Raw genomic sequence first — 22533 nt, 5'->3', positions numbered from 1 at the left:
TTGACGTGATCGTTTCGGGGGCGTGGGTGCTCCCTGGGTGCTCTTTGTCGCGATCTTGTGCAGCGTGGCCATCGCGGGTGTGCTCCCTGCTGCATAACTATGCAACCCGGCGGTGCCGGGCCGCGACACTCGGCGAATCTGGAGACCTATCATGTGTCCCGGCTGCCGCAATCAAACGTGCGAGCTGGATCGTCATCGGCCCTATTACCTGCCCGTGCTGTCACTCCGTCCCCATGAGTTTCTCGGTAGCTGACCTGTCGTCGCGCGCGACGCGTCCGCTTCAAAGCAAACCCTCGACTTTCCCACACGTCCAGTAGCCAGCGAACAGCAGAACGTCACCCGGGGTCCCGGCACTGCCGCCGAACGCCTCAACTTTTGGCGGTCGATCAGGCCGCTGCTGACCGAGCGAGCACCGTCAACTCTGTGACCAGTCTTCTGATGATCGGTGCCTGCGTGGCATGTCGGTCTGCGGCGCGAAGCAGTGCCCCGCCGATGGCGTCCAGTTCCAGTGGGCGGCCGGCTTCGGCGTCGCGTTGCATTGAGGACTTGGTCTCGGGTGGGAAGTCGTCGTACACCCGCATCACCGCATCGGTGTTGATCTCGGCTGCGAAGGCGCGGCTGATCGCTGTGGTCTCTTCGACGAGTTCGAGCAGTTCTTGCCTCCGTGCGGTGCGTAGCTCGCCTATGGATAGTCCGTGGCGTGTTGTCAGCAGTGCCATCGGGGCAAGAAAGCTCATCTTGCGCCATAGTGTGGCGGTCTGGTCCGGCTGCACTTTGGTGTGCGCGCCGGCTGCGTTGAGCATCGCGGCCGTGGCGTCGAGGCGCTTGGGGGGTACGGCATCGCCGGCCAGGTCGATGTCGGTGAACGGGCTGCCGTGTTCGATGACCCCGGGAGCGATCCGGGTGGATTCGACACGGATCACGGCCGGCGCCACCAGTTCCGTGCGGTACCGCCGGCACAGCAGGTCCGGATGCTCGACACCGTTGAGGAGCGGAACGATCAGACCGTTGTCGACGGCTGCCGGCGGGACGCGCCGCAAGGCGGCCTCCAGGGCGGTCTGCTTGCAGGTGATCAGGCACAGGTCGACGGGTTCGATGAGTTCGGTACCGGCTTCGACTGCCGCGGTGAAGTCTCCGAATTGGGTACTGTGCACGCTGATTCCGGTGCGAAGTAGCGTGGCCGCGGTCGTCTCGCGGGCCAGGCAGATCACTCGGTGTCCGGCGCGTGCGAGCAGTGCGGCGAGCAGTCCGCCCACGCCACCGGGGCCGAGCACGGCCACGGTCCAGGGTGTTGAGTCGTTCATGGTGATCCTTGTTTCGATAGGTAGGGATCTGGGCATTCAAACGGGATTTCGCCAACGTCCTGGAATGCCGTGAGCTGACGGTCGTGCTCGATCGCGGCCGTGGGTTCCAACACAGGGTCAGCCACGCCGGTAGGTGGGCCGAAGGACGCCACGGGCCAGGGTGCGCGTGGTCAGGATGAAACCGGCGTATCCGGCGCTGGCGTCTGGGGTCAGACCGAGGTCGTCGGTGTCCACGGCATGGACTGCGAACACATAGCGGTGTGTGGGGTCTGCGGCCGGTGGGGCGGCGCCTCCGTAGGCGTGGGTGCCGAAGTCGTTGCGCAGATGCAGCGCGTCGGCCGGAAGGTGCCCGCCGTCACCACGGCCGGCGTCGCCGGGCAGCCGAGTGCACGTGGCGGGCAGCCCGAGCAGAATCCAGTGCCAGAAGCCGCTGCCGGTGGGGGCGTCCGGGTCGTAGCAGGTGACGGCGTAGCCGCGTGTACCTTCTGGTGCACCGGTCCAGGCCAGTTCCGGGCTCTGGTTTCCGCCGCCAAGGCTGTCGTGGATGTGCGGTTCGGTGAGGGGCTGCCCGTCGGCGATGTCGAGGCTGTGCACGGTCAGGGCGGCGACCGGCGGGAGCAGGTCGTAGGGGTCGGGTGCCTGGGGGCGGCCGGAGTCATATGTGCTGATCTCCACGAGGTTCTCGTCCGGATCCCGGAGATAGATGCTGGTGATAGGGCCAGCGGCTCCCGTACGCGCGGTCGGCCCCAACTCGATGGGCACGGCCAAGGCACGCAGGTGTTCCTGGACGTCGGCGAGGGCGACGGCGCTGATCAGGCATAGGTCGGCTGAGCCGGGCGCCGGGTGCGCGGCTTTGGGTTCCAGCTCCCGTCCCGCCTGGTGGAGGTTGAGCTTCTGTCCGCCGAAGGTGAGAGCTTGCCTGCCCTCGCCGAAGGTCACGGGTCTCATCCCCAGCACGGTGCTGTACCACTCGACGGTGGCCGGGATGTCGCGGACGGTCAGTACGAGGTGGTCGGCACGGACGATGTGCACGGTGTCTTCTCCTCAGGGTGTGGTCGCGCGGCCATGGTGGTGGACCCGCGAATGGACGTTGGTTGAACGTCGCCGCCGCGCAGCCTGCATCGAGGCAGAAGAACCGCCGGACCTGCAAGCGGATCACGATCTGACGACCTGCGATCACGCCATCGGTCACCCGCCGTACGTGTCTGCTGTGGACCCGCGCGTCGAGGCGTCTCGAGGCTGCGGTGTGATCAGGTCCTGGGTCGGATAGCGGCGTCCAAACGGTAGTGCGCTCGTTCGGTGTCGGGGATGGGGAACGAGCTGTGCACCCACATCTGGTCCACGGTGCACGCGGTCATCCGCCAGAGGCCGTCGTCCTTGCGGAACCGGTCCACCCGCAGGCCCTCGCCCGCGATGATGGGCCGCTGCGGTCCGTCCTCGTCCTCGCCCACCAGCACGCCGAGCAGGTAGGACAGCGCGGTCGCGGTGCCGTCCTCCTCGGCGTAGACGGTTGGGTTGAGGCTGGCATGGCGCAATCCGTCATTGATCGGCAGCTTCTCGCGCAGCAGCGCGATCGCTGCTTCCCGACCCTCCCGGTAGCCCCATACATGATCCAGGACGAAGTCTTCGGTGAGCATCTCGCTCAGTGCGTCGAAGTTCCGTGAGTCGAAACACCACTCGAAGCGGGCGACCAGATTCAGGCATGCCAGCTGGTCATCGGCGCCAAGTCTGGTTTGGACCTTCTCCAGCGGAGCAAAGTAGCTCCTCGGGAGGATCGTGGAAATCATGGGTCTCTTGCCTTTCGGTACTGGGATTCGGTGGTTCGACCGCGTTACCCGTCGCGGTCGGCAACTCCGCCATGAAACTGGGCGGGTGAATCCAGGCGAACCTGGATATCGAGAAGGGGGTGCCGCGAAGGCGGCCAGGGCAGCCTCTGGGATGGTGCGGCGCCGACCCGCACGTTCTCATCCACGGCCGGTAGCGAGGCTCAGGCCTCCGTTGACCTCGATCACCTGGCCGGTCATGAACCCGTTCGTCGCAGCCAGGAGCACGGCCTGCGCCACGTCTTCGGCCTGCCCGACCCGGCCGACCGGCAAGGCCGCGGCATGCTCGGCGAACATCTCCTCGCGCTGCCGGGCCGGCATCTTGTCCCACCACGGGGTGGCGATGATGCCGGGGGAGACCGCGTTGACCCGCAGCGGTGCCAACTCGGTCGCCAGCGGCCGCACCATCGCCTCCAACGCCCCGTTGATCGCCGCCAGGCCGGCCGTGCCCGGCACGGCCGCCCGCGCGGAGGACGCGGTGATGAAAGTGACCGAGCCGGTCCGGGCCAACGACGCGAGCGCCGCCTGAAGGATCTTGAGGTGGACCCAGAACTTGCCGTCAAACCCGTCGCGCAGCGCCTGCAGGTCCAAGCAGGCGAACGGGCCGGCGCCTGAGCCGCCGCTGAGCGCCAGCACCAGCTGGTCGTAGGTGGTGCCGTCGGCGAAGAACGCCGCCAGGGCCTCCCCCGAGCCGCCGTCCAGACACCGCGCAGTGATCTTCCCGCCAATGGCCGAGGCGGTCTCGGCCAGCCGCTCCTGGTCGCGACCGGTGATCACAACCTCGGCGCCCAGCCGGGCGAACAAGGCAGCGCTGGCGGCCCCGATCCCCGAACTACCTCCCATCACCAGCACACGCTGATCATTAAGCGACGCGGGTACCGGATCCGAACTCCGCCAGGAACCCGAAACCTCTCCATTCGAGAGCATGATCATAATCTCCTAAAGGTGTGACTGGAACAGGGCGAGCTGGAGCATGACCGCTTACCGAGAAGGGACAAAAGTCAGGTGCTGCGCTCCGCCACCGGCATCGGTGGGTCGTGCCACGCGGGCTAGATGACCAGACGTTGGAACCAGTTCAGCTCTTGACGAATTCCAAGATCTCGGCATTGAGCTGTTCGGCATGGGTGACGTACAGGCCGTGCCCGGCCGTGGGGTATTCCCGATACACGGCATGGGGCACCAGTTCCCGGGTACGTCGGCCGGTGACGTCGATGAGTGCGGACTGATCGGCTACACCATGGACGATCAGGGTCGGAACGGTGAGTCGACGCAAGTCGGCACGGAAATCGGTGTGGAACGTGGATTTCCACACCTCGGCCGTCGCGAACGGCGATGCCGACATACAACGCTGCATCTCGTGCTCAATCAGCGCCGGCGAGACGTCATTGCCAAGATGCGTGGCGAAATAACCATGGGCCCGATCGGCGAACCACTTTGGCCGGTCCTTGCGGAACTGCGCCAACGTCGCTTCGTTAATGGCCTCAGGAATTCCTTCGGGATTGTCCTCGGCCAGGCGGAGGTACGGCAACGTCGCCCCGAGGAATACAACGCCTGACACCCGCTCCTCACCGTGCCGGGACAGATAGCGTGCCGCCTCACCACCGCCGGCCGAGTGGGTGACCAAGATGGCATTACGCAGGTCCAAATGCTCGATCAACGCGGCAAGATCGTCGGCGCGAGTGTTCACATCGTAACCGGAGGAGGGCCGGTCCGAACGGCCATGCCCGCGCCGATCGAGGAGAACACACCGGAATCCGCGGTCAACGAAGAACGGGACCTGATACTCCCACATGTCGGCGTTCAGGACCCAACCGGAGACGAACACCATCGGGACACCCGCACCGTAATCCTCGTACGCGAGACGGGTCCCGTCGCCGACCTGAAAAAGGCATCTCTTAACTCCATAACATATGTTGTGATCGTAACGTTCTCAGACAGAGTGAGGACAAGCGATTACCTGGCGGGTAATGATCGCGGGCCTTTCGCCGGAGGACAGGAAAGCCTTCGAGGCTACCGAGTCGACGACTGGCACCAGCCGAGCTCCCGGCTCTGCCTACACAGATCTGCCCGGGACGCCCAGCCATTCTCGCGGTACCGGCGGCGCGTCAGTAGGGGGACGCCGAGTTGCTCTCAGCCCAAGACTTCTCGGCGTCGGATCCTGCCGGGGGCGGCGCGATCCCGTTGATCATCCAGAGCTCGTCGCTGGTCTCGTCGATGTGGAACTCCCAGTGCAGCCCCGCCTTCCGTTCGAGGTGGGGCTGCAGCATGCCCTTGACCCACTGGGCGGTCCGGCGCCGGCTCTCCCGGTCGGCGCTGCGCCGGGCGATGTGATCGATGGCGATGCGAACCCCGACCGGCGCGCGCTCCCCGCCGACGTAGAAATCCTCTGGCCGGGTCTCGTGGAACAGCGTGACCACGTAGAACCGGGGCAACCCGACCTGTTCGTAATGGTCCGCGATGCGCGAGGCGAGTCGGTGCTTCTCCTCATCGGTGAAGGTTCCGGGTGTGTGATAAATAGTCCACAGCGGCATGGCGCTTCGTACTCCTCGAGTGTTGAGATGGGGTGTCAGCGGGCGGCAGAGAAGGTCAGGTGCTCCACAGGGCCGGACAGCGCCGCCTTGGCGGTGACTGTCACGTCGTCGGCGAGCACCTCCGTGGCCTCGGCCTCCAGGCCGTCGAGGATCCGCGCGGCCACCTCGGCCGGCGTCGCCTTCGGCAGCTCGATGGCGGAGACCATCTCGGTGTCGATGAACCCTGCGTGCACGCCGACGACCTGGGTGTTCTGGCGCGCCAGTTCGAGTCGGAGCGAGTTGGTGACGGACCACGCCGCCGCCTTGGACGCCCCGTAGGCGCCGCTGCCGGCCAGCCAGGACAGCACGGAGTGGATGTTCACCAGCGCGCCCCCACGGTTCGCGGCCAGGATCGGCGCGAACGCCCGTGCTACCCGCAGCGGCCCGAAGACGTTGACGTCGAAGGTCGCGGTGACGCGCTCGAAGTCACCCGTCAGCAGCGGATCCGGCAGCAGGATCCCAGCGTTGTTGAACACGATCTCGACGTCGGCGGCGACCTCCGCGAGGGCGGTGACCGACGCCGCCGAGCGGACCTCCAGCTCGGCGGTCACCACCTCTGGACGGTCGTCGACGTACGCCGAGCGCGCGGTGGAGTACACCTTTCGCGCCCCGCGCGCCAGCAGCTCATCTACCAGCGCCGCGCCGAGTCCACGCCGCCCCCCGGTCACCACGGCCACCCTGCCCGCTACCGCAACCACAGCACCTCTTCATCTGACTAACGATGTCGTTAGCCAGATGACATCACGCCACGCTGGATAACGCAAGCATTAGTTACAATGGCGAGGTGACCATGAGGTTCGAGGAACTGCTGCGCAACCGGGATGCCTGGTCGATCGGCGACCGATGCTCGGCGGGGCGGGTGCTTGACCTGCTCAGCACCAAGACGGTGTTCCTGGTGGTCCGCGAATTCTTCTACGGCACGACCAGGTTCGACGACTTCGTGGCGCGGATCGGGACCTCGGCACCCGCGGTGTCGCGGGCACTCAAACAGCTGAAGGCCGCGGGGATCGTCGTGCCCGTTCTCTATCGGGAGCCGGGGAGCCGGGCCCGCGAGGAGTACCGGCTGACCGAGGCCGGCGAGGACCTGCTGCCGGTGTTCCTGTCACTGATGCAATGGGGCGACAAGTACCTGCAGGAAGGCCGCCCGCCACTGTCCTTCGTCGATGCCGACACCGGCCGTCCGATACGGGTCCGCGTAACCGCCGATCCGGCGCCGGAGACGATGTCCAACGACATCGAGATCCGGCCGAACCCCGCCTGGCGGCGCCGCTAGCGGCCACGACCGGCAGGCAGCACCTGGGATGCCAGGCCGGAGGACCAGCACTTCTGGAGCCGGGAACGCCTTGGCCGCAAACCACAGCGGGAACCCCGCTCAGTCTGTTCGCCGTGCTGGATACCCAGGAACTGGCTCCGTGGCTCGGCGACCAACTGCCCACCCGGCTCGGCCTGGTCAACATCTTCGGCACGGTCGCAAGCGCCTCCGAGGAGTGCAAGATCGTCTGCGCGGACCCGGAACGCGCCGTGGAGGTAGCGGTGTCGCCACCGGCCAAGGCCCTGAGCCCAGTTCGGCTACACGCCGCACCGATCGTGACCCTGCCTGCGGTTTCGGGTGAACACGACGAAGTCGACCCGGTCCTGAAGACCTTCGACTACCGCGCCGAACCCGACTTCGACGAAGACCACTGGGAGTCTCCAGCCGCGCGGTTCGTGCAAAGTCCGCTTCGCGAGGAGTGGCACTTCTACTGCCGAGACGAGCAAGGATTCACCCTTGGAGACAGCCAGGCGTTCGGCTGGCCCCACATCGACAGCTGGACCGGAATGAGGGCAGATGGGTACGCGCACCTGCTCACCCTCGGGGGCGACCTGTGGGACGACAACGGATTCCAGCGCGTGATGGTCCCTCCGAGTGCGCTGCGAACTGGCAGATTCACCAACGTGGTACTCGAACAAGACGGCTTGCACTGAAACGCCAGCGCCGGTCCCTCAAGGCGAGCTACACCCGTCGTCGTGGACCGCCAGGAATCAACATGCTGGTTTTCCAGGGCCGGGATGCTTTGGGGGTGTGTTGGTCGAGGTGAGGAGGTCGGCGGCCGAGGCGGAAGACTCCGCCGCGGGTGCCGGGGCGTCGGTTTCGCCGCGTTGGCGGTAGTGGCGCTGTTCGATCGCGGCGGCGTAGGGCACGATCAGTTTCTCGAGCAGGGTGTCCAGCGCGTCGCGGCTCATGCCGGTCAGACGTGGGTCGGTCAAGGCGTGGCGGGTCGGGTGCGCCGGGACGTGCGCGGCAGGGTCGGTGCCGGTCATCCAGGCGCGTAGGTCGCCTGCTCGGGTGAAGTAGCGGACGACTATCGGGGTGATGCTGATCTTCTCCTCGTCCAGGAGCTGGCGGGTGGCTTTTATCGCCTGGCCGATCGTGACCGGGTTGATTCCGAGCGGGTCGCACAGAACCTTTTGTGGGCAGAGCTGCCGCAGGTAGATGACGGTGGCGCGGCTCAGACCACTCGGTCACACCCACCGCATAGACACAGGCGCTGACGGACGGTCCTTGACGTGAATCCTTCTCACCGCGGCCGCAACCCGCGGAGGGCGAGGTCGACGACGCTTTCCGTGAACGCCTCGTCGTGCGGGCCGGGCGCGACCAGGAGGCGGTAGTACAACTGGGCATAAATGAGATCGATGGCGCGGTACGGATCGATGTCGGGCGCGACCTGCCCTTCGTCTTGCGCGCGGCGGATCCGCGCGGCGACCCGGTCCCTAGCGGGACCGATGAGGCGGTCTCTCAGTTCGATGGCGAGGTCCGGGTCGTGCTGGGCCTCGCCGATGAGCCCGGCCAACACGGAGCGCGAGTCGCCGATCACTTCGAGCCACGACTCCTTGACCGTCTGCTTCAGGTCGGCCTCGAAGTCGTCGCTCTGCGCTGATTGGAGGCGCTTGTGAAGCCGGTCCTCGAGCCGCTGCGCCCAGGCGTCCAAGACGACTGCACCCTTGGAGGGCCACCAGCGGTAGATCGTCCGTTTGCCAACGCCCGCACGCGCCGCGATGCCCTCGATACTGACCTTCGCCAGGCCGCTCTCACGGGCCATGGCCAACGCGGCCTCGCGGATCGCGGCGGTCGTCTGAGGACTGCGCCGGGCGGGATCGGGCGTGTGCGACGGGCTCATATCACCTCATGTTGGGTGGCCTCTCAAGCTACCCCATTAGGGAGACGATCCGGTCCGTATTGACACCATCTCAGCGCCCTACTCTATAGTCCGGGGAGACGATCCGGATCGTATCGCGATACGGTCCGGATCGTCTCTCGCCTTGACCTGGGCGGGACGACCCCTCCAGGAGGAGATCTCATGCGCAACGAACTGTACGACTACAGTCCGATTACCGAACGCGCGCCCATCACCTGGCCCGGAGGGGCCCGAGTGGCGTTCTACGTCGGGCTCAACGTCGAACACTTCGTGCTTGGCAAGCCGTCCACCAGCATCAACCAGGCGACCACGACGCTCGTACCCGACCCCCTGAACCACGGTTGGCGCGACTACGGCCCGCGGGTGGCGATCTGGCGGATGATCGAGGCGTTCGACCGCCACGGCGTGCGCCCGAGCGTGCTGCTCAACTCGGACGTCGCCGAGCAGTACCCGCAGATCATTGAGGCCGGCAGGGCCCGGGACTGGGCCTGGCTTGCGCACGGCAAGAACAACTCCACCGTGCAGCCCGAGGTGGAGGCGCAGGAACGGGCGTACCTGACCGATGTCGTCGAGACCATCGAGAAGGCGACCGGACGGCGTCCCCGCGGTTGGCTGGGACCGGCCCTGAGCGAGACGTTCCAGACTCCGGCGCTGCTCGCCGAGCTCGGCTTGGACTACGTGCTGGACTGGACCAGCGACGACCAGCCGTACCGGCTGAACGTGCCCGGCATGATGAGCGTCCCGTACTCCCTCGAGCTCAACGACCTGGGGCTGTTCACCGCCCACTCCGTCAGCGGCTCGGACTTCGTACAGATCGTCAAGGATCAGCTTGACCAGTTGTACGCCGACTCCGAGTACAGCGGACGAGTCATGGCCCTGGCCCTGCATCCGTTCGTCACGGGGCAGGCGTTCCGCCTGAAGTACCTCGACCAAGCGCTGGAGTATGTCGTCAACCACCCCGGCGTGTGGAACACCACCAGCGACGAGATCGCCGCGCACTACGCCGCCGCCGGCCGACTGGCGTAATGCAGGCCACGGCGCCACCTTCCACGAATCTCACGGACCTCGATCTCCCACGAGCTTGTTTTGCCTGCCCAGAATCGAGGCATGAGCGACGGACGGGACGCCTCGGCCGCGCCGTCCGTCGCCTGCAGCAGGAGTGACTGACCGGGTGGGGGGACGGCGCCGTGGACTTGTGGGTGCACGACCACAAACGGCTCGGCCGCGGTAATCGACAATCGCTCCCGCTCGTTCACCGAGCAGCGATCGGCGAACACCTGCGCTGACCGTGATGCCTAGCCGGACGGCTCCTGCTCTGCGCCCTGCTCAACCGCGTTAGCCGGAACACGGTTCCGATCACCATGCGCGAGCACGATCCTTTGATTATGGAGTCGTACGGTCATCCAGGAATTCCTGCATCTTTCCCTGTAGTTCGCTGTCGGGCTCGGCTGCCGCGGCAGCGCTGATCCAGTCTTGGAGGCGGCTCGGCCGGCTCTCTGCCGGCCAGGTCGTCAACGTCCGAAGAGCACGGTGCCGTATCCGGACCACTCGATTGGACAGGGAGATCCGAAGCAGTTCGAGACCGATCCCGGGATGCTTGTCCAGGCCGTTGATGTGGCCTCTAGCGCGCGGTCGGGTGCGTGTTCAGGTCCGAAACCTTGGCTGTCGGCGGGGCCACCGGCGAGCACGTCGAGTGGGAGCACCCGCATGGCCAGCGTGATCACGGAAGTGATGGTTTCGCTGTCGGAGTGGTTGACCGCCCATTGCCAGGCATAGGCGTTGAACGGTTCTCGTTCCAGATGGCGGAGCGCCTGGGGAAGCACCGGCATGTCAAGATGGCCGGCACAGAACAGTGCGACGTTGAAGCCGTACGGGCCGGTGCCGCACGGATCGCTCAGGTGCGCGAGCACCAGATCCCGCCAGAGGGGCCGGGCCAGCAGCGCCTCGTAGCGACGTGCCAGGCGTTCGGGCTCGCCATCGGGCCAGACGACGTCCCCGTCAGACGTCAACGCACACCGTCTGACGGTGAGCAGGTGATCCAGCATGCCCAGCGTTGGTTCGGTGTGCCGACGAGTTCGGCGTAGCGGTGCATGGTGGGTACGCCGTCGTCGTAGTCGGTCATGTCCTTGGCCGGACCGCCGAGGGCAAGCGCGGCGAGAATGCCTCCGGCGCCCTCGAACAGGGCCTTGTCCACATCGGGTCCGAGGAGGGCGGTGTAGAGATCCCCGGTTGTCGCGGCGAGATGAGCGAGGTACTCGTTCATGACGTCGTTGCGGAAGCCCTCGCGGAGCAGCCATGCCTTGATCTCAGGATCGTCGCTACCCTCCAGGCGTTCCACCGCGTGAATCCGTCCCCAGCCCTTCACCCACCGTGCCAGCTCGTAGACGGCGCGCTGCCGGTCGGGTTGGGTCTTCATGAGGGCCACCACGGCATACAGGGTGAGCTCTTCGAGCGCGCCGAGCAGAAGCAGCAACTCACGGTCGCGTTCGTCCCCGCATTCTCCCAGTACCACGATGCCCAGCTTGACGGTGTTGCGTGCGTCCTGACGCCATCGAGCACCACGCTCGTCATGAGGGGCCCGTCGTCGCCGCTGTGGCGAGGCGGTTCGTCAGGGAGTGGATAGCCGCCATCCGGCCAGGGGCCGGGACCGTGAAGTGCACTCAAAGCAAGAACGTGGGCCAGGAAGGTAGTCCGGTCATCAACGGGACCACCGTCCAGCTCCCACTCGCCGGGCTTTACCGGCCAGGGCGCAGGACGCCCTTTCCGTAGAAGGTCATGCACCGATCTGACACCCGCCCCGCAGAACCGCAAAATGGCATCATACGAGGGCCCTCAGGAGTAGATGCGATGCATAGTCATCCAAGCCCAACGGCCGGTGTGGGTGCTCCGCGGGTGCTCGTATGCCGCGGTACCACTCGGCAGCACCCGGTACGCCGTCGGGCTGATATGCAGTGAAGCGAATGGTGAACGCGGATCAAATGGCAGGTAGTGGTACTGCGAAATAGGACGCGGTAGCGCGTCGAGTAGGGGATTCTTGCAGAGCTGTGGACTTTTAATCCATAGGTTCCGGGTTCGAGCCCCGGGCGCCCTACCACTCCAACAGCCCACTGACCTGCGCCGCCATACCGCGGCGCCAACGGCGTTTCACAGCTGATCCCGAGCTTTTCGGGCCCGTATGTGATGAGTGCGACGCCGGTGTGCGGCAGCGGCGGCACGGCAGGCCACGTCAATCTAGATGGCCTGGGCATGAGGCCGCTGAGGGCATTCAACGGCGCGGACGTCCTCGATCTGGCGGATCATCTGGACCAGGAACGTCTTCGCCTTGATGCGGGTGACTTGGACGAGAAGCGCGCCGACGGTGGGCAAGAGGCGTGCCCAGCCTGCCTTTCCGCCGTACGGTCAGGTAGGAGGCGAGGATGAACGCTGGTAGGGCGACGCCGATCAGGGCTGCACAGCCGGTGAACGCGCTGGCCACAAAGTGGCCGCCTACCCGCGCCACGCCCTGGTAGTAGCCGACCACCACAGCCATCAGCAGCAGGTACCCGCCCAGTACGGTAGCGGCAACCCGGCGGACCAACCCCAACAAACCACCTACAGCACCGACGGGACCAGCCCCTTGGTCGCGGCGCAGGATCCACAAGCCAGCGCCCAGATAGCCCATGGTCAACAGGTAGCCGAGCAGCATGACCGCAGCGGCCAGCGCAGCGGGCATCACCGGTCCGCCTTGCCTGCATGCCAGAAACTCGTCACGGATCCCGGAGCAGGAAATGCCAGCCGCGGACGAAGAAGTGCCAACCGAACCACAGCCAGAGCGCGAAGAGCACCCATCGCCCTGCCGGATACCGCATGACCGCCCGTACCGCGTCGCTGAGAGTGGGCACACCCATGGCCCCGGCCAGGGCCAGCCCTTCCCAGGCGAACGTCGCCCCGAACAAGACCGCCCACACCAGGTACCCGATCAGTGGATGCTGCGCCACCGCGATCACCCCCACTCGGTGTCAGTACCCGTGCGCACTGGTCCGCCCGCGTTACAGTCCAGTCAACTGCGGTCACCCTCAACCGGTCCGGCCCGGCGACCGGGCGCGGCGTGGAACCGGAACGGGCAACCGCTGCGCCGGTCACAGCCAGCCCCGGCGTTTGAACACGACATACAGCGTGACTGACGCCAGCACCATCAGGATCAGCGCGGCCGGGTACCCCACCGACCACTGCAGTTCGGGCATATGCCGGAAATTCATGTCGTACACAGTCCCGATGAGCGTGGAAGCGAACAGGATCGCCGCCCAGGCCGAGATCTTCTTGATCTCCTCATTCTGCGCATAGTTGGCCTCGGTCAGCCGTTTGACCTCCTCGTTCTGCGCCTGGCCGATCAGGGCGGCGTTGATCATGAGGGTGGTCTGATAGAACTCGGTCACACCCTGGAACTACTCGCGCTCACCGTCGGCGATGCCGCGGATCCGGTCGAGCTGATCGGCGCTGTCGGCCACCAGCCGCCGCGCCTCGGGCCGGAGACCGGTGAGGGTGGTCATCCGCCCGTAGATCGCGGCGCCGGCGATGCCGCCCCGGCTGCGGGCGGCTTCTCGCGCCGGACCGCGATCATGGCCATGTCGTCGCACAGTGCGCCAGGCACGTACTCCGCCAGATCCGCCGCGATCTTCTGTATGAGAGCCTGCGGATCGCAGTCGGACCAGGCCGCGGCCCGCTGGGCCAGGGGATAGAAGGTCCGGTCCAGGTTCCGGGCCTCGGTGAGGCCGTCGGTGTAGAGCAACAGCAGGTCGCCCATTCCAAAGGGAAAGGCCTCCACGGCGTAGGAGTCATCGGACAGGTCCCCCAGCCCGAACGGCGGCGCGGGGTTGGACACCTGCAACGGCGACGCCTTCCCGTGGTGGAGCAGCAACGGCGGCGGATGCCCGAGACTGATCAGGCGTACGACGGGTTCGTCGTCTGGTATGTCGACCATCACCGCCGTGACGAACCGCTCACCGGCGTCCACCCCGGCGCCGGAGAACTCCACCATTCCCCAGCAGATGCTCTCCTCCAGGTCGGCGGCCATCTCCTGGAGCGACGTCCGGCGCCGCGCGGAGGCACGGAAGGCCTCAAGCATGATCGCGGTATCGCTGATCGAGGCGAGTCCCTTGCCTCGTACGTCGCCAATCAGCAGCCGGGTGGAGTCGGCGGCGCGGGTGACGGCGTACAGATCACCGCCGAGGTCGGTGTCGGCCTCGGCCGCGTGGTACGCCGACGCGATCGAGACCGGCCCGGACCGCTCCGGCAACGGGCGCAGGACCACCCGCTGTGTGGCCTTGGAGATCGACCGCACTCGCACCAGGTCCCGCTCGTACCGCTCCCGCAGGTGGCAGAACAGCACCATGAACCCCGAAAGCACCGTCAGGGCCACGAGTTGCACGGTCACGTCCTCGGTAGCCAGGGTGCCGCGGTCCAGCGCGGCGACGATCAGCGCAGCGACCGCGCCCACGCCGACCAACGCGGTGACCAGCGCCGATGCGAAGGTCGCGGTCATGGCGGCCGCCACGAACAGCGTCGGAGCGAGATGAACGTGGGCCGGCGTCACATGGTCGATCGCCGGGACGGCCAGGACCAGGAGCACGGGGATCGCGATCAGTGCCTGTCTCGGTATCCGCGTCCCCGGCAGGGCGGCAGGACCAAACCAGCGCATATCAGCTCTCTTCGTCGGTTGGAACACTCAGCCGAGGGACGCCGGCTCGGAGATCGACTGACACACGAAGCCTGGGCTCGTGCCGCGGCGGCTTCGCCGTGGCGTCGAGCGGGGTTCAGCGGTCCGGGAGCCGGCGGCGCACCCACACATGAGCCAAGGAGTCCTACATTTGCTGGTCAGGGCCTACTTGTCCACAGCCACGGTTCCCGCCGAGGGACGGACTGGCGTACGGATATCGCCGGTCCCGCCGCCGTACTCGCCGTGTCCTGAACTCGGCGCGAGAAATCGCGCGGTCAGCCTGGTTTGCCCAGCCGGGCCGAGATCTGCGCGAGCTGGTCGAGTCGGCGCTCGAGGCTGGGGTGGGTGGACAACAGGTTGGATAGGACCGCGCCAGAGCCTCGGACCGGGGTGAAGAAGAAGGCGTTGAACGCCTGGGCGGTGCGTAGATCCCGGGTGGGGATACGGACGATGTCTCCGCTGACCTTGGTCAGTGCGGAGGCCAGCGCGGAGGGACGGCCGGTGAGCATCGCCGCGGCACGGTCGGCGGCCAGCTCGCGGTAGCGCGACAGCGCGCGGATGAGCACGAAGCTGATGGCATAGACGACGGCCGAGACCGCCATGACGGCTATGAACAGCACAACGGTGTTTTGGTCACGTCGGCCGCGCCCGCCGAACAGTTGGGCATAGAGGGCGAAACGGACGATGAGTCCGGCGATCACGCCTAGGAAGGAGGCGATCGTGATCACCGCCACGTCGCGGTGCGCGACATGAGAGAGTTCGTGGGCGAGGACGCCCTCCAGCTCCTGGGTCTCCAGGCGGCGCAGCAGTCCGGTGGTGACGCAGACCACCGTGTGGTCGGCGTTACGACCGGTGGCGAATGCGTTGGGCAGGTCCATCTCGGATACGGCCACGCGGGGTTTGGGCATGTCCGCAGTGGTGCACAGCCGGTCGATGATGCCGTGCAGATGAGGTTGTTCGGCCGGGGAGGCCAGGCGGCCGTGCATGGCGTACAGGGCGATCCGATCTGAGAACCAGTACTGGGCACCGAGCAATCCCGCCGCGATGACCACCACCAGGATCCAGGACTTGAGCAAGACGATCAGCACCGCGATGAACGCCACGTACAGCAGCCCGAGCAAGAAGAGGGTGACCAGCATGCGCGCGGTCAGTTGCCGGTCAGGCTGGAAGCGGCTGCGCACCGTCCTCACCCCGGAATCAGGCCCTCGTCCGACAGCGACTGCCGCATCTGCCGCAGACCGGTGTCCTGGCCGGGCAACATCAGCCGCGACGCGGTCAGCGCCTCGTCGAGTGGCGGCGTGCCGAGGCGGCGCACGGCGTCCAGCAGCGCCCGCAGCACGGTAGTGAACGCCTGCTCACCGACCGATTCCATAGCCGCCTGTAGGCCGGAGTCCGGCTCGTTGAAGCCATCGAGGTGCTCTTCGGCGACCCCGTACTTCCCCTCGCCGAAAATCCGGATGATCATGTCCTCTCCTTCGGCTCCTTCGGCCGGGCTTTCGGGCGCTGTCGCGCTCGCGCTCCAAGGCGGCGGACCGGCAGCTGTGACTTGACCCGAACCGGCTCCGTGTCCACGTCGTGGCCCACAGTGAGAGCTTCGTCCGCCGTGCCACGCCGCGGCCGTACACCTCCACCATCGGTCTCCGGCGCCCGGCCGCACCTCGACCCCGACCCTGGCTCCAGGGTCCCTGCACATCCGACCAGTGGGTACGGGCCGTTCGTCCCGATCTCCAGGTCAATGTGCCCGAATCCGGGACGTCCGCGTGTGCCGCACGAATGTGAATTTCACCCGGCCGTTCGATGAGGTGTTCACGAGCGAAGGTATCCACGTGATGCTGGCCGCGCCGCAGGCTCCCCGAATGACGCGGCTGGCCTCTACCTCGGTTAGCCGACGGGATAAGCCGGGCGGTCCCTGGGTAATGCCGATCTTGAGGGTGAGTTGTGTGGGCGTCCGCCTGCTCACCGACATCGGGGTCGGAGGATCGTTCCGGTCGATGAGCCGCCCAGGCTACTGATCTGGGTGGACACTCCCGGCAGCTAACCCGAGGCGGGGCGGGTGCTGTCGGAGTTCTTTGGATTCCATCCAACGTCCGTACGCGACTGTTTCTCGACACCTTGTCAATCGCACGTGATCGACGGCCGGGTCCGCCGATCATTAGCCCGTCAGTGAGACTGAGGAGATCCCAGACCTGTCCAGCCGTCAGTCCGGTCCACGCCCGTCGTACGCCGGGTGTCGGACGATGAACACCGAAGCGGTTATGAGCCGATGACCGACTGGATCTTCCCGGTGATCGACAAGCTCGGCCCGACCGGCGTCGGTGTGCTCGTGCTGCTGGAAAACCTCATTCCCCCGATCCCCTCCGAGGTGGTGCTGCCGCTGGCCGGATTCCGAGCCCGCACCGGCGCGATGCATCCCGTGATCATCTGGGCCGCCGCCACCGCCGGGTCGCTCCTGGGTGCCCTGCTCCTATACGGTCTGGGCGCCTGGATTGGCTACGACCGGCTACACCGTCTCGCCGAACAACGCTGGTTCCTGCTCACCAGCCCCGCCGACCTCGACCGCGGCCGCAGGCTGTTCGACCGGCACGGCGCATGGATCGTCGTCGTCGCCCGCTGCGTCCCGGTGCTACGCAGCCTGATCTCCCTCCCTGCCGGGGTGGCCCGCATGCCGCTGTTCCGCTTCGCCACCCTCACTACCGCCGGTGCCGGCACGTGGAACGCGGTTTTCATCACCGTCGGCTGGCTGCTGGCCGACAACTGGCACCAGGTCGGGACCTACACCCGCCCCGCCGGAATCGCCATGACGATCGTAATCGGCGTGGCCGTCGCCTTCCTGGCCGGCCGAAAGCTCCGCAACCACAGCCGCGGCGAGGACTGACCCGGCGGCGGGCGTGACCGAAGGCCTACATCCCCCGAAACGCGGACCGCTCTAACCGGCTACACCCTGCGCCTGAGCCCACAGCAACGCGACGATGACCATCGCGCTGACGATCGACGTGCCCCATGCCCGCGTGGTGATCCGCCCGCCGAACCGCCCTAACCGTGCTACCGCGCATGGGCCCAGTCCCTGCGCCCGGTGCATGAGCAACGCTCACAGGTCGGGGGGACGCTTGTCAACGACGCTCGAATTCTGACCCCCTGGCGACGCCGGAACGGTGACCCCCCTGGTGGTGTTGTTCGTCGTGGGTTGTTACTGATGGTCGTTGTTGGTCTGGGCTGCGGGGACGCGGCCCAGGTCGCGGTTCTTGAGGCGGTAGCTGTCTCCCTTCAGGCTGATGACCTCGGCGTGGTGGACGAGGCGGTCGATCATGGCGGCGGCCACGACGTCGTCGCCGAACACCTCGCCCCAGCGGCCGAACGGCTTGTTGCTGGTCACGATCAGCGCGGCGCGTTCGTAGCGGCTGGAGACCAGTTGGAAGAACAGGTTCGCCGCCTGGGGCTCGAACGGGAGGTAGCCGACCTCATCGACGACCAGCACGGGGATGCGGGTGAGTTTGGTCAGCTCATCATGGAGTTTGCCGGCGGCGTGGGCGTCGGCCAGGCGGGCGACCCATTCGGCCGCGGTGGCGAACGCGACGCGGTGGCCGGCCTGGCAGGCGCGGATGCCCAGGCCGATCGACAGGTGGGTCTTGCCGGTGCCGGGCGGGCCGAGGAAGACCACGTTCTCCTTGCCCGCGACGAAGTCGAGGGTGCCCAGGTGGGCGATGACCTCGCGCTTGAGTGAGCGCTGGTGGTCGAAGTCGAAGTCCTCGAGCCCCTTGCGGGCAGGGAAGCGGGCCGAGCGGATGCGGGCCTCACCGCCGTGGGATTCGCGGGCGGCGACCTCGCGTTGCAGGCAGGCGGCCAGGAACTCCTCATGGCTCCAGGACTCGGCCCTGGCTCGTTCGGCCAGCCGTTCCACCGCGGCGGCCAGGGACGGGGCCTTGAGTACCCGGGTCAGGTAGGCCAATTCGGCGGCGAGGTTGCGGCCGCTGGTGGTCGTGTTGGCGGTCATCAGGCCACCACCCCTTCGATGCCGAGCAGCGCGTCGTAGTCACTGAGTCGGCGTTGCTCGACCTCCAGCTCGCCCGGGGCGGTCACCGTCTGGATGCGCGTGCGGCGCAACAGTGCGGCGGCCTGAGCGTGGGCCGGGTCGGTGATGGTCTGGTGGGCGGCCCAGCACCGGGCATGGCGGGCCACGACCTGGCTGCCGCAGGTCACGGTGACCTGCTCCGGATCGGCGACGACCTCGACGAGACGGCCGATCACCGACGGGTGGACCGAGTAATCGTTGGAGGCGACGCGGACGTAGTGGTCGCGGGCCAGCCGGGTCGAACTTCGCCAGCCCACCGCTGGAGCCACCGGCGGCAGGCCGACCATCGCCACCCGGTCAGCTTCGATGCGGTCGGCGGGACGGCACTCGATCCGCCGGTGATGGCGCGTGTTCGCCCTCACCAGCCAGCCGGTCAGCTGAGCGTTGAAGTCGTGCGGGCCGGTGAAGGACCGCCCCGGCAGGAATGAGGTCTCCAGATACCCGTTCGCCCGCTCCACCAGCCCCTTGGCTTCGGGATCGGCGGGCCTGCACTGGTGGATTCCCACCCCCAGCATGCCGCGGAACGCGTTCGCCTCGGCGGTCAGCTGCGGCCGGCCGCCCTTCCACTGCCCGATCGCGCTCTCGTTGTCCCACACCAGCGTCTTGGGCACCGCACCCAGAACCGTAAGCAGGGTCCACATCCCGGCGAACAGGTCCCCGGCCGCCCGCGAGGGCAGCATCCGCACCATCAGCCAGCGCGAATACCCACTCACCATGACCAGCACCGGCGGACTACCGTTCTGCCCGGCGCCCAGGGGGATCTTGGCCGGCGGGAACCACAGATCACACTGGGCCAGCTCCCCGGGCTGGTATGTCGTCCGGGACGCAGGATCGATCGGCTTGTAGTGCGGCCGCAGGATCCGGATCCGGTCCTTGAGCACGGTCAGGGAGCGGGTCCAGCCGATCCGCTCGGCGATGACCGTGGCCGGCATGTCCGGGAACTCCTCAAGCAGTGCCCGGATCTGCGGCTCCACCGCGTCCACGATCGACCCCCTGCTCGCCCGCCGGTACTTCGGCGGCTCCTCGGCCGCCAGCGCCCGCTTGACGGTGTTCTTCGAGATGCCCATCCGCCGAGCGATCGCCTTGATCGGCATGCCCTCGGCCCGGTGCAACCGGCGGATCTCCGCCCAGTCCTCCACCTTGATCACCCTCCACAGTGACAGCAGAGGGGGTCAGATTTCGGCCGTCGCCTGGGGGTCAGTTTCCACGTGTCGTCGACAACGCTTGATGCGCTCCTCTCGCCCAGGTCCTGACCACGATGCCCGGGATCGGAATCAGGACCGCCGCACGGATCCTGCTGGAGCTCGCTCGGGGTGGATTGCCGTATCACGCCCGCTCCCGCGCGCAACGAGGTTTGCTCTCCGTGCCGGAAGATGGTGCGCAACACGAGCGCGGCATCGAGGGCGCCATGGGTGTCGACGGTCAGCACGGCTCCCCCGTAGAGGCCGCGAGTTCCGGGCTCGTGCCGGGTGAGGGCGGCGAGTGCTGCGGCCTCGGGGACGCCGGTGGCGGTGATGGCCGGGAAGAGCGCGCCGAACGCCGGCCATGGGCCGACGCCGTCGCGTAGGCGTCCGGCGACTCTGGAGGCCAGGTGCTGTACGCGTTCTTGTACGGTCATGAACTCCTCGACCGCGACGGAGCCGGGCCGGCAGATCGTTGGTAGTTCCTCGCAGGCCAGCCGTACGGAGATGGCGTGTTCGTGCACCTCGTTGGAGTCCCCGAGGAGCTCGGCGCGCAGGTCCGGGCGGCGAGATCATCTGCCCCGGCCGAAGCTCGCCGGCCTGCTGATGGCCGAGGCGGGCCGCCCAGCCCCTCCGGCATGACGTACGCGGGGTGGATGCGGCCCCCACCCTTCCGCGCGGCCAGGGGCGCCCCTCCACAGAGCGCCAGCGGCGCCGTTACCCTCACCGTCACGACCGGGCTGATCGGGCTCCTGCTGTCATCGCCGGAGGCGTCACGGTGGGCATCGCCACGGCTCGACAGATGCCGCGAGCCCCCTCCGCCGGCCTGCCCGCGCCGGCGAAGCAACGGCGCTTGAGGAAGAGCGCGCCGCCCGGTGAGGCACCGGCACCCACCCCGGTCACCGGCGACATCCCCGTGACCGGCTGACACCACAACCCCCGCCGTACCTGTCCCCCACAGACCCGCAACGACCGGGCACGCCGTGGGGATGTCACCGTCGCACATCCCTTCGCCGAACGAACCGCCGCCGACTGGGACCCACAACCGAGGAGACGACCGTGGCCGACTGGCGAATCGACGCCGACACCCTCACGCTCATCGAAAAGGGACGACCACGCCCGAACGGATACACCTGGGCCGAATTCAGCGCGATCGAGCGTCCGGCCTGCCCTACCTGCGGCGAACCGATCTACGTCACCCCTATCGGCGTCGAAACCGACGGAAGCGATGAGACGCTGTACGTCCCCGGCCGCGCCCGATGCGTACACGGCTGCTACCGCCGCTGACCAGCCACAACCGTCATGCGCGCCGCAAGATGTCGACAGGACAGCTCCGCGCGGAACCCGTTGGCCTGGGGGCGAACAGTTTGAGCGGAGGTGGTGGCGGCGTCGACCACCTCGCTAGGTCACTGGCGGGCACGCCGTTGTGATAAGTCTCAAAGGTCGCCCAGGATGCGGGTGATGATCTCGACCGATTCGGGAGAAGAGGCACTGATGACCGACAAGCGTTCCATCGCGAGCGTGTAGCGGTCCACCTCCTGGCGTTTGTCCAGATAGAGGGCGTTGGTGAGCTGTTCGACGTAGATCACGTCGGTCATATGAGGGTCGGGGAACCGCAGGATGGTGAATCCGTTCAGCGCGGTGTGACCGCCGGCCGTGAACGGCGCGACCTGTAAGGTCAGGTTCGGCAGCTTGGTGGCCGCGATCAGCTCTTCGAGCTGGCGGCGCATGACGTCGGTGTCGCCGAACCGCCGTCGCAGCGCGGCCTCATCCACGATCACCCACAGGCGTAGGGCACCCTCGCGGAACCGCCGCTGGCGGTCCAGCCGTAGCCCGACCCGGCGGTCAACTTCTTCGGGCGGGAAGCCGTCCAAGGCGATCACCGCGGCCGCGTAGTCGTGGGTTTGCAGCAGTCCGGGGATGTAGTGCGCTTCATAGGTGCGGATGCGCCGCGCGGCGGCCTCGAGCCCGACGTAGGGCTGGAACCAGCCGGGGAGGATGTCGTTGTAACTGTGCCACCAGCCGGGCTGGTTGGCGCGGCGGGTCAATGACAGCACTTCTTCGCGCGCGGTCTCGTCACTGACACCGTAGAAGAAGAGCAGATCCGCGACGTCATCGCACTTGAAGGCGTGGCGACCGTGTTCCATGCGGCTGATCTTTGACTCCGACACCCCCAGCGCGCGTGCGGCCTGCTGAGGGCTGATCCCAGCAAGCTCGCGCAGGCGCCGCAGCTCGGCGCCGAGCAGGATACGCAGTACGACCGGCCCGGAACCGGAGACGTCCATCCTGCCTACCCCTTCGCGCTGGGATCCGGTCCAGCCAAGTCTCTCATCGCAGTCAACCCGTGACCCAACGTCAACGATTATGTATGCATCGGCCGATGCAGTTGCAGGTCGGGCGCGAGGATGTCCTAGTGACACGGTCTGTGGCGTTTGGCCTGCTCCGTACCGCAGTCACAGGCGTACCGCCATCGAGGTGGGTTCTCGGAACTGGTGACGAACGCGCCGCGCCACACGAAATCGCCAACATCGCCAACATCGCGACGAACCGGACCATCCAGTTGCCACTGATCGGAGGCGAGCACGACGTGATGCGCCTGGTCGCCGACCTTAGCGACCGGCCGCCCGTACTCACCCACGCCGGCTTTGTCGCCGATACCGGCTGCGGGGCCTGGATCTGGTAGCCGTCCGCAGCATCCCGCGGGAGGGGGCGCAG

Annotated in this window: 25 protein-coding genes, 1 tRNA gene and 3 pseudogenes; 8 read left to right on the top strand and 21 right to left on the bottom strand. The window is 67.1% G+C overall.

The window, feature by feature from the left end; genetic code table 11:
- Positions 1-386: 386 nt before the first annotated feature.
- The 7 genes from ABEA10_RS39000 to ABEA10_RS38970 form a co-directional block, all read right to left on the bottom strand.
- Positions 387-1304 (bottom strand): ketopantoate reductase family protein, encoded by a 918-nt coding sequence (locus ABEA10_RS39000; protein ID WP_345472734.1) that lies wholly within the window; start codon positions 1302-1304, stop codon positions 387-389.
- 117 nt (positions 1305-1421) lie between these two features.
- On the bottom strand, positions 1422-2336 hold the full coding sequence (locus tag ABEA10_RS38995) for a YbhB/YbcL family Raf kinase inhibitor-like protein (protein WP_345472732.1): 915 nt from the start codon (positions 2334-2336) through the stop codon (positions 1422-1424).
- 218 nt (positions 2337-2554) lie between these two features.
- Complete coding sequence (locus ABEA10_RS38990; RefSeq protein WP_345472730.1) at positions 2555-3091, bottom strand: nuclear transport factor 2 family protein; 537 nt, start codon at positions 3089-3091, stop codon at positions 2555-2557.
- A gap of 177 nt (positions 3092-3268) precedes the next feature.
- The gene (locus ABEA10_RS38985; protein ID WP_345472728.1) at positions 3269-4060 is read right to left on the bottom strand and encodes an SDR family oxidoreductase; all 792 of its coding nucleotides are present in this window, start codon (positions 4058-4060) and stop codon (positions 3269-3271) included.
- Positions 4061-4202: 142 nt separating this feature from the next.
- Positions 4203-4955: an alpha/beta fold hydrolase gene (locus ABEA10_RS38980; protein WP_345472726.1), complete on the bottom strand. Its 753-nt coding sequence runs from the start codon at positions 4953-4955 to the stop codon at positions 4203-4205.
- Positions 4956-5232: 277 nt separating this feature from the next.
- Complete coding sequence (locus ABEA10_RS38975) at positions 5233-5658, bottom strand: tautomerase family protein (RefSeq protein ID WP_345472724.1); 426 nt, start codon at positions 5656-5658, stop codon at positions 5233-5235.
- Between the two features lie 35 nt (positions 5659-5693).
- Positions 5694-6395, bottom strand: coding sequence for an SDR family oxidoreductase (locus ABEA10_RS38970; RefSeq protein ID WP_345472722.1), 702 nt, complete (start codon positions 6393-6395; stop codon positions 5694-5696).
- A gap of 92 nt (positions 6396-6487) precedes the next feature.
- On the opposite strand from ABEA10_RS38970, the gene ABEA10_RS38965 reads away from it, so the two are divergent.
- Together ABEA10_RS38965 and ABEA10_RS38960 are read left to right on the top strand one after the other, a co-directional pair.
- Positions 6488-6970, top strand: coding sequence for a winged helix-turn-helix transcriptional regulator (locus ABEA10_RS38965; protein ID WP_345472853.1), 483 nt, complete (start codon positions 6488-6490; stop codon positions 6968-6970).
- Positions 6955-7662: a DUF1963 domain-containing protein gene (locus tag ABEA10_RS38960; RefSeq protein WP_345472851.1), complete on the top strand. Its 708-nt coding sequence runs from the start codon at positions 6955-6957 to the stop codon at positions 7660-7662. Before ABEA10_RS38965 ends, ABEA10_RS38960 begins: the two co-directional genes overlap by 16 nt.
- 130 nt (positions 7663-7792) lie before the next feature.
- Here ABEA10_RS38960 and ABEA10_RS51410 read toward each other — a convergent pair.
- Together ABEA10_RS51410 and ABEA10_RS38950 are read right to left on the bottom strand one after the other, a co-directional pair.
- A pseudogene (locus ABEA10_RS51410) lies at positions 7793-8178 on the bottom strand (ISAzo13 family transposase); the annotation flags it as partial.
- A gap of 77 nt (positions 8179-8255) precedes the next feature.
- Positions 8256-8855 (bottom strand): TetR/AcrR family transcriptional regulator, encoded by a 600-nt coding sequence (locus tag ABEA10_RS38950; RefSeq protein WP_345472718.1) that lies wholly within the window; start codon positions 8853-8855, stop codon positions 8256-8258.
- A 180-nt stretch (positions 8856-9035) separates the two neighbouring features.
- Here ABEA10_RS38950 and ABEA10_RS38945 point away from each other — a divergent pair, with 180 nt between their 5' ends.
- On the top strand, positions 9036-9899 hold the full coding sequence (locus ABEA10_RS38945; RefSeq protein WP_345472716.1) for a polysaccharide deacetylase family protein: 864 nt from the start codon (positions 9036-9038) through the stop codon (positions 9897-9899).
- Positions 9900-10384: 485 nt separating this feature from the next.
- On the opposite strand, the gene ABEA10_RS38940 is transcribed toward ABEA10_RS38945, so the two are convergent.
- Positions 10385-10918: a hypothetical protein gene (locus tag ABEA10_RS38940; RefSeq protein WP_345472714.1), complete on the bottom strand. Its 534-nt coding sequence runs from the start codon at positions 10916-10918 to the stop codon at positions 10385-10387.
- Complete coding sequence (locus ABEA10_RS38935) at positions 10879-11346, bottom strand: hypothetical protein (RefSeq protein WP_345472712.1); 468 nt, start codon at positions 11344-11346, stop codon at positions 10879-10881. The genes ABEA10_RS38940 and ABEA10_RS38935 overlap by 40 nt, the downstream gene beginning before the upstream one ends.
- A 530-nt stretch (positions 11347-11876) precedes the next feature.
- Between ABEA10_RS38935 and ABEA10_RS38930 the strand changes: the two genes are divergently transcribed.
- Positions 11877-11967: transfer RNA gene (locus ABEA10_RS38930), tRNA-Lys, on the top strand.
- A 171-nt stretch (positions 11968-12138) separates the two neighbouring features.
- On the opposite strand, the gene ABEA10_RS38925 is transcribed toward ABEA10_RS38930, so the two are convergent.
- The 6 genes from ABEA10_RS38925 to pspAA form a co-directional block, all read right to left on the bottom strand.
- On the bottom strand, positions 12139-12585 hold the full coding sequence (locus ABEA10_RS38925; RefSeq protein ID WP_345472710.1) for a DUF6256 family protein: 447 nt from the start codon (positions 12583-12585) through the stop codon (positions 12139-12141).
- 34 nt (positions 12586-12619) lie between these two features.
- Positions 12620-12850 carry a DUF6186 family protein gene (locus tag ABEA10_RS38920; RefSeq protein ID WP_345472709.1) on the bottom strand — a complete coding sequence of 77 codons (231 nt, stop codon included), beginning with the start codon at positions 12848-12850 and terminating at the stop codon, positions 12620-12622.
- Between the two features lie 141 nt (positions 12851-12991).
- Positions 12992-13288, bottom strand: a complete 297-nt coding sequence (locus ABEA10_RS38915; RefSeq protein ID WP_345472708.1) for a CorA family divalent cation transporter — start codon at positions 13286-13288, stop codon at positions 12992-12994.
- Between the two features lie 110 nt (positions 13289-13398).
- Positions 13399-14550 carry a PP2C family protein-serine/threonine phosphatase gene (locus tag ABEA10_RS38910; protein ID WP_345472706.1) on the bottom strand — a complete coding sequence of 384 codons (1152 nt, stop codon included), beginning with the start codon at positions 14548-14550 and terminating at the stop codon, positions 13399-13401.
- Positions 14551-14843: 293 nt separating this feature from the next.
- Positions 14844-15749: a zinc metalloprotease HtpX gene (gene htpX, locus ABEA10_RS38905; protein WP_345472704.1), complete on the bottom strand. Its 906-nt coding sequence runs from the start codon at positions 15747-15749 to the stop codon at positions 14844-14846.
- 5 nt (positions 15750-15754) lie between these two features.
- Positions 15755-16033 carry a PspA-associated protein PspAA gene (gene pspAA, locus ABEA10_RS38900; RefSeq protein WP_345472702.1) on the bottom strand — a complete coding sequence of 93 codons (279 nt, stop codon included), beginning with the start codon at positions 16031-16033 and terminating at the stop codon, positions 15755-15757.
- Positions 16034-16831: 798 nt separating this feature from the next.
- Between pspAA and ABEA10_RS38895 the strand changes: the two genes are divergently transcribed.
- Positions 16832-17443: a DedA family protein gene (locus tag ABEA10_RS38895; RefSeq protein WP_345472700.1), complete on the top strand. Its 612-nt coding sequence runs from the start codon at positions 16832-16834 to the stop codon at positions 17441-17443.
- Between the two features lie 312 nt (positions 17444-17755).
- On the opposite strand, the gene istB is transcribed toward ABEA10_RS38895, so the two are convergent.
- Positions 17756-18559 carry an IS21-like element helper ATPase IstB gene (gene istB / locus ABEA10_RS38890; RefSeq protein ID WP_345472698.1) on the bottom strand — a complete coding sequence of 268 codons (804 nt, stop codon included), beginning with the start codon at positions 18557-18559 and terminating at the stop codon, positions 17756-17758.
- Complete coding sequence (gene istA, locus ABEA10_RS38885) at positions 18559-19785, bottom strand: IS21 family transposase (RefSeq protein WP_345472696.1); 1227 nt, start codon at positions 19783-19785, stop codon at positions 18559-18561. Before istA ends, istB begins: the two co-directional genes overlap by 1 nt.
- An 86-nt stretch (positions 19786-19871) precedes the next feature.
- Between istA and ABEA10_RS38880 the strand changes: the two are divergent.
- A pseudogene (locus ABEA10_RS38880) lies at positions 19872-19952 on the top strand (transposase); the annotation flags it as partial.
- A 51-nt stretch (positions 19953-20003) separates the two neighbouring features.
- On the opposite strand, the pseudogene ABEA10_RS38875 reads toward ABEA10_RS38880, so the two are convergent.
- Positions 20004-20342, bottom strand: a pseudogene (locus ABEA10_RS38875) (chorismate-binding protein); the annotation flags it as partial.
- 535 nt (positions 20343-20877) lie between these two features.
- Here ABEA10_RS38875 and ABEA10_RS38870 point away from each other — a divergent pair.
- Complete coding sequence (locus ABEA10_RS38870; RefSeq protein ID WP_345458602.1) at positions 20878-21105, top strand: hypothetical protein; 228 nt, start codon at positions 20878-20880, stop codon at positions 21103-21105.
- Positions 21106-21254: 149 nt separating this feature from the next.
- Here the strand turns inward: ABEA10_RS38870 and ABEA10_RS38865 are convergent, their stop codons facing one another.
- Positions 21255-22103 carry a helix-turn-helix domain-containing protein gene (locus ABEA10_RS38865; RefSeq protein ID WP_345472694.1) on the bottom strand — a complete coding sequence of 283 codons (849 nt, stop codon included), beginning with the start codon at positions 22101-22103 and terminating at the stop codon, positions 21255-21257.
- Positions 22104-22198: 95 nt separating this feature from the next.
- Here ABEA10_RS38865 and ABEA10_RS38860 point away from each other — a divergent pair, with 95 nt between their 5' ends.
- Complete coding sequence (locus ABEA10_RS38860; protein WP_345472692.1) at positions 22199-22501, top strand: hypothetical protein; 303 nt, start codon at positions 22199-22201, stop codon at positions 22499-22501.
- The last annotated feature ends 32 nt before the right edge of the window (positions 22502-22533 follow it).

This window comes from Actinoallomurus oryzae (assembly GCF_039541955.1).
GTDB classification, from domain to species: domain Bacteria; phylum Actinomycetota; class Actinomycetes; order Streptosporangiales; family Streptosporangiaceae; genus Actinoallomurus; species Actinoallomurus oryzae.
The sequence above is the reverse complement of the archived record's forward strand: the minus strand, read 5'-3'. Positions and strand labels throughout refer to the sequence as shown.

What these genes read in the sequence shown, in the direction of transcription:
- ABEA10_RS39000 (WP_345472734.1), bottom strand. Translation starts at nt 1,304, where the DNA reads ATGAACGACTCAACACCCTGGACCGTGGCCGTGCTCGGCCCCGGTGGC.
- ABEA10_RS38990 (WP_345472730.1), bottom strand. Translation starts at nt 3,091, where the DNA reads ATGATTTCCACGATCCTCCCGAGGAGCTACTTTGCTCCGCTGGAGAAG.
- ABEA10_RS38985 (WP_345472728.1), bottom strand. Translation starts at nt 4,060, where the DNA reads ATGATCATGCTCTCGAATGGAGAGGTTTCGGGTTCCTGGCGGAGTTCG.
- ABEA10_RS38980 (WP_345472726.1), bottom strand. Translation starts at nt 4,955, where the DNA reads ATGGTGTTCGTCTCCGGTTGGGTCCTGAACGCCGACATGTGGGAGTAT.
- ABEA10_RS38975 (WP_345472724.1), bottom strand. Translation starts at nt 5,658, where the DNA reads ATGCCGCTGTGGACTATTTATCACACACCCGGAACCTTCACCGATGAG.
- ABEA10_RS38965 (WP_345472853.1), top strand. Translation starts at nt 6,488, where the DNA reads ATGAGGTTCGAGGAACTGCTGCGCAACCGGGATGCCTGGTCGATCGGC.
- ABEA10_RS38950 (WP_345472718.1), bottom strand. Translation starts at nt 8,855, where the DNA reads ATGAGCCCGTCGCACACGCCCGATCCCGCCCGGCGCAGTCCTCAGACG.
- ABEA10_RS38945 (WP_345472716.1), top strand. Translation starts at nt 9,036, where the DNA reads ATGCGCAACGAACTGTACGACTACAGTCCGATTACCGAACGCGCGCCC.
- ABEA10_RS38940 (WP_345472714.1), bottom strand. Translation starts at nt 10,918, where the DNA reads ATGCTGGATCACCTGCTCACCGTCAGACGGTGTGCGTTGACGTCTGAC.
- ABEA10_RS38925 (WP_345472710.1), bottom strand. Translation starts at nt 12,585, where the DNA reads ATGCCCGCTGCGCTGGCCGCTGCGGTCATGCTGCTCGGCTACCTGTTG.
- ABEA10_RS38910 (WP_345472706.1), bottom strand. Translation starts at nt 14,550, where the DNA reads ATGCGCTGGTTTGGTCCTGCCGCCCTGCCGGGGACGCGGATACCGAGA.
- pspAA (WP_345472702.1), bottom strand. Translation starts at nt 16,033, where the DNA reads ATGATCATCCGGATTTTCGGCGAGGGGAAGTACGGGGTCGCCGAAGAG.
- ABEA10_RS38895 (WP_345472700.1), top strand. Translation starts at nt 16,832, where the DNA reads ATGACCGACTGGATCTTCCCGGTGATCGACAAGCTCGGCCCGACCGGC.
- istB (WP_345472698.1), bottom strand. Translation starts at nt 18,559, where the DNA reads ATGACCGCCAACACGACCACCAGCGGCCGCAACCTCGCCGCCGAATTG.
- ABEA10_RS38865 (WP_345472694.1), bottom strand. Translation starts at nt 22,103, where the DNA reads ATGGACGTCTCCGGTTCCGGGCCGGTCGTACTGCGTATCCTGCTCGGC.
- ABEA10_RS38860 (WP_345472692.1), top strand. Translation starts at nt 22,199, where the DNA reads ATGCAGTTGCAGGTCGGGCGCGAGGATGTCCTAGTGACACGGTCTGTG.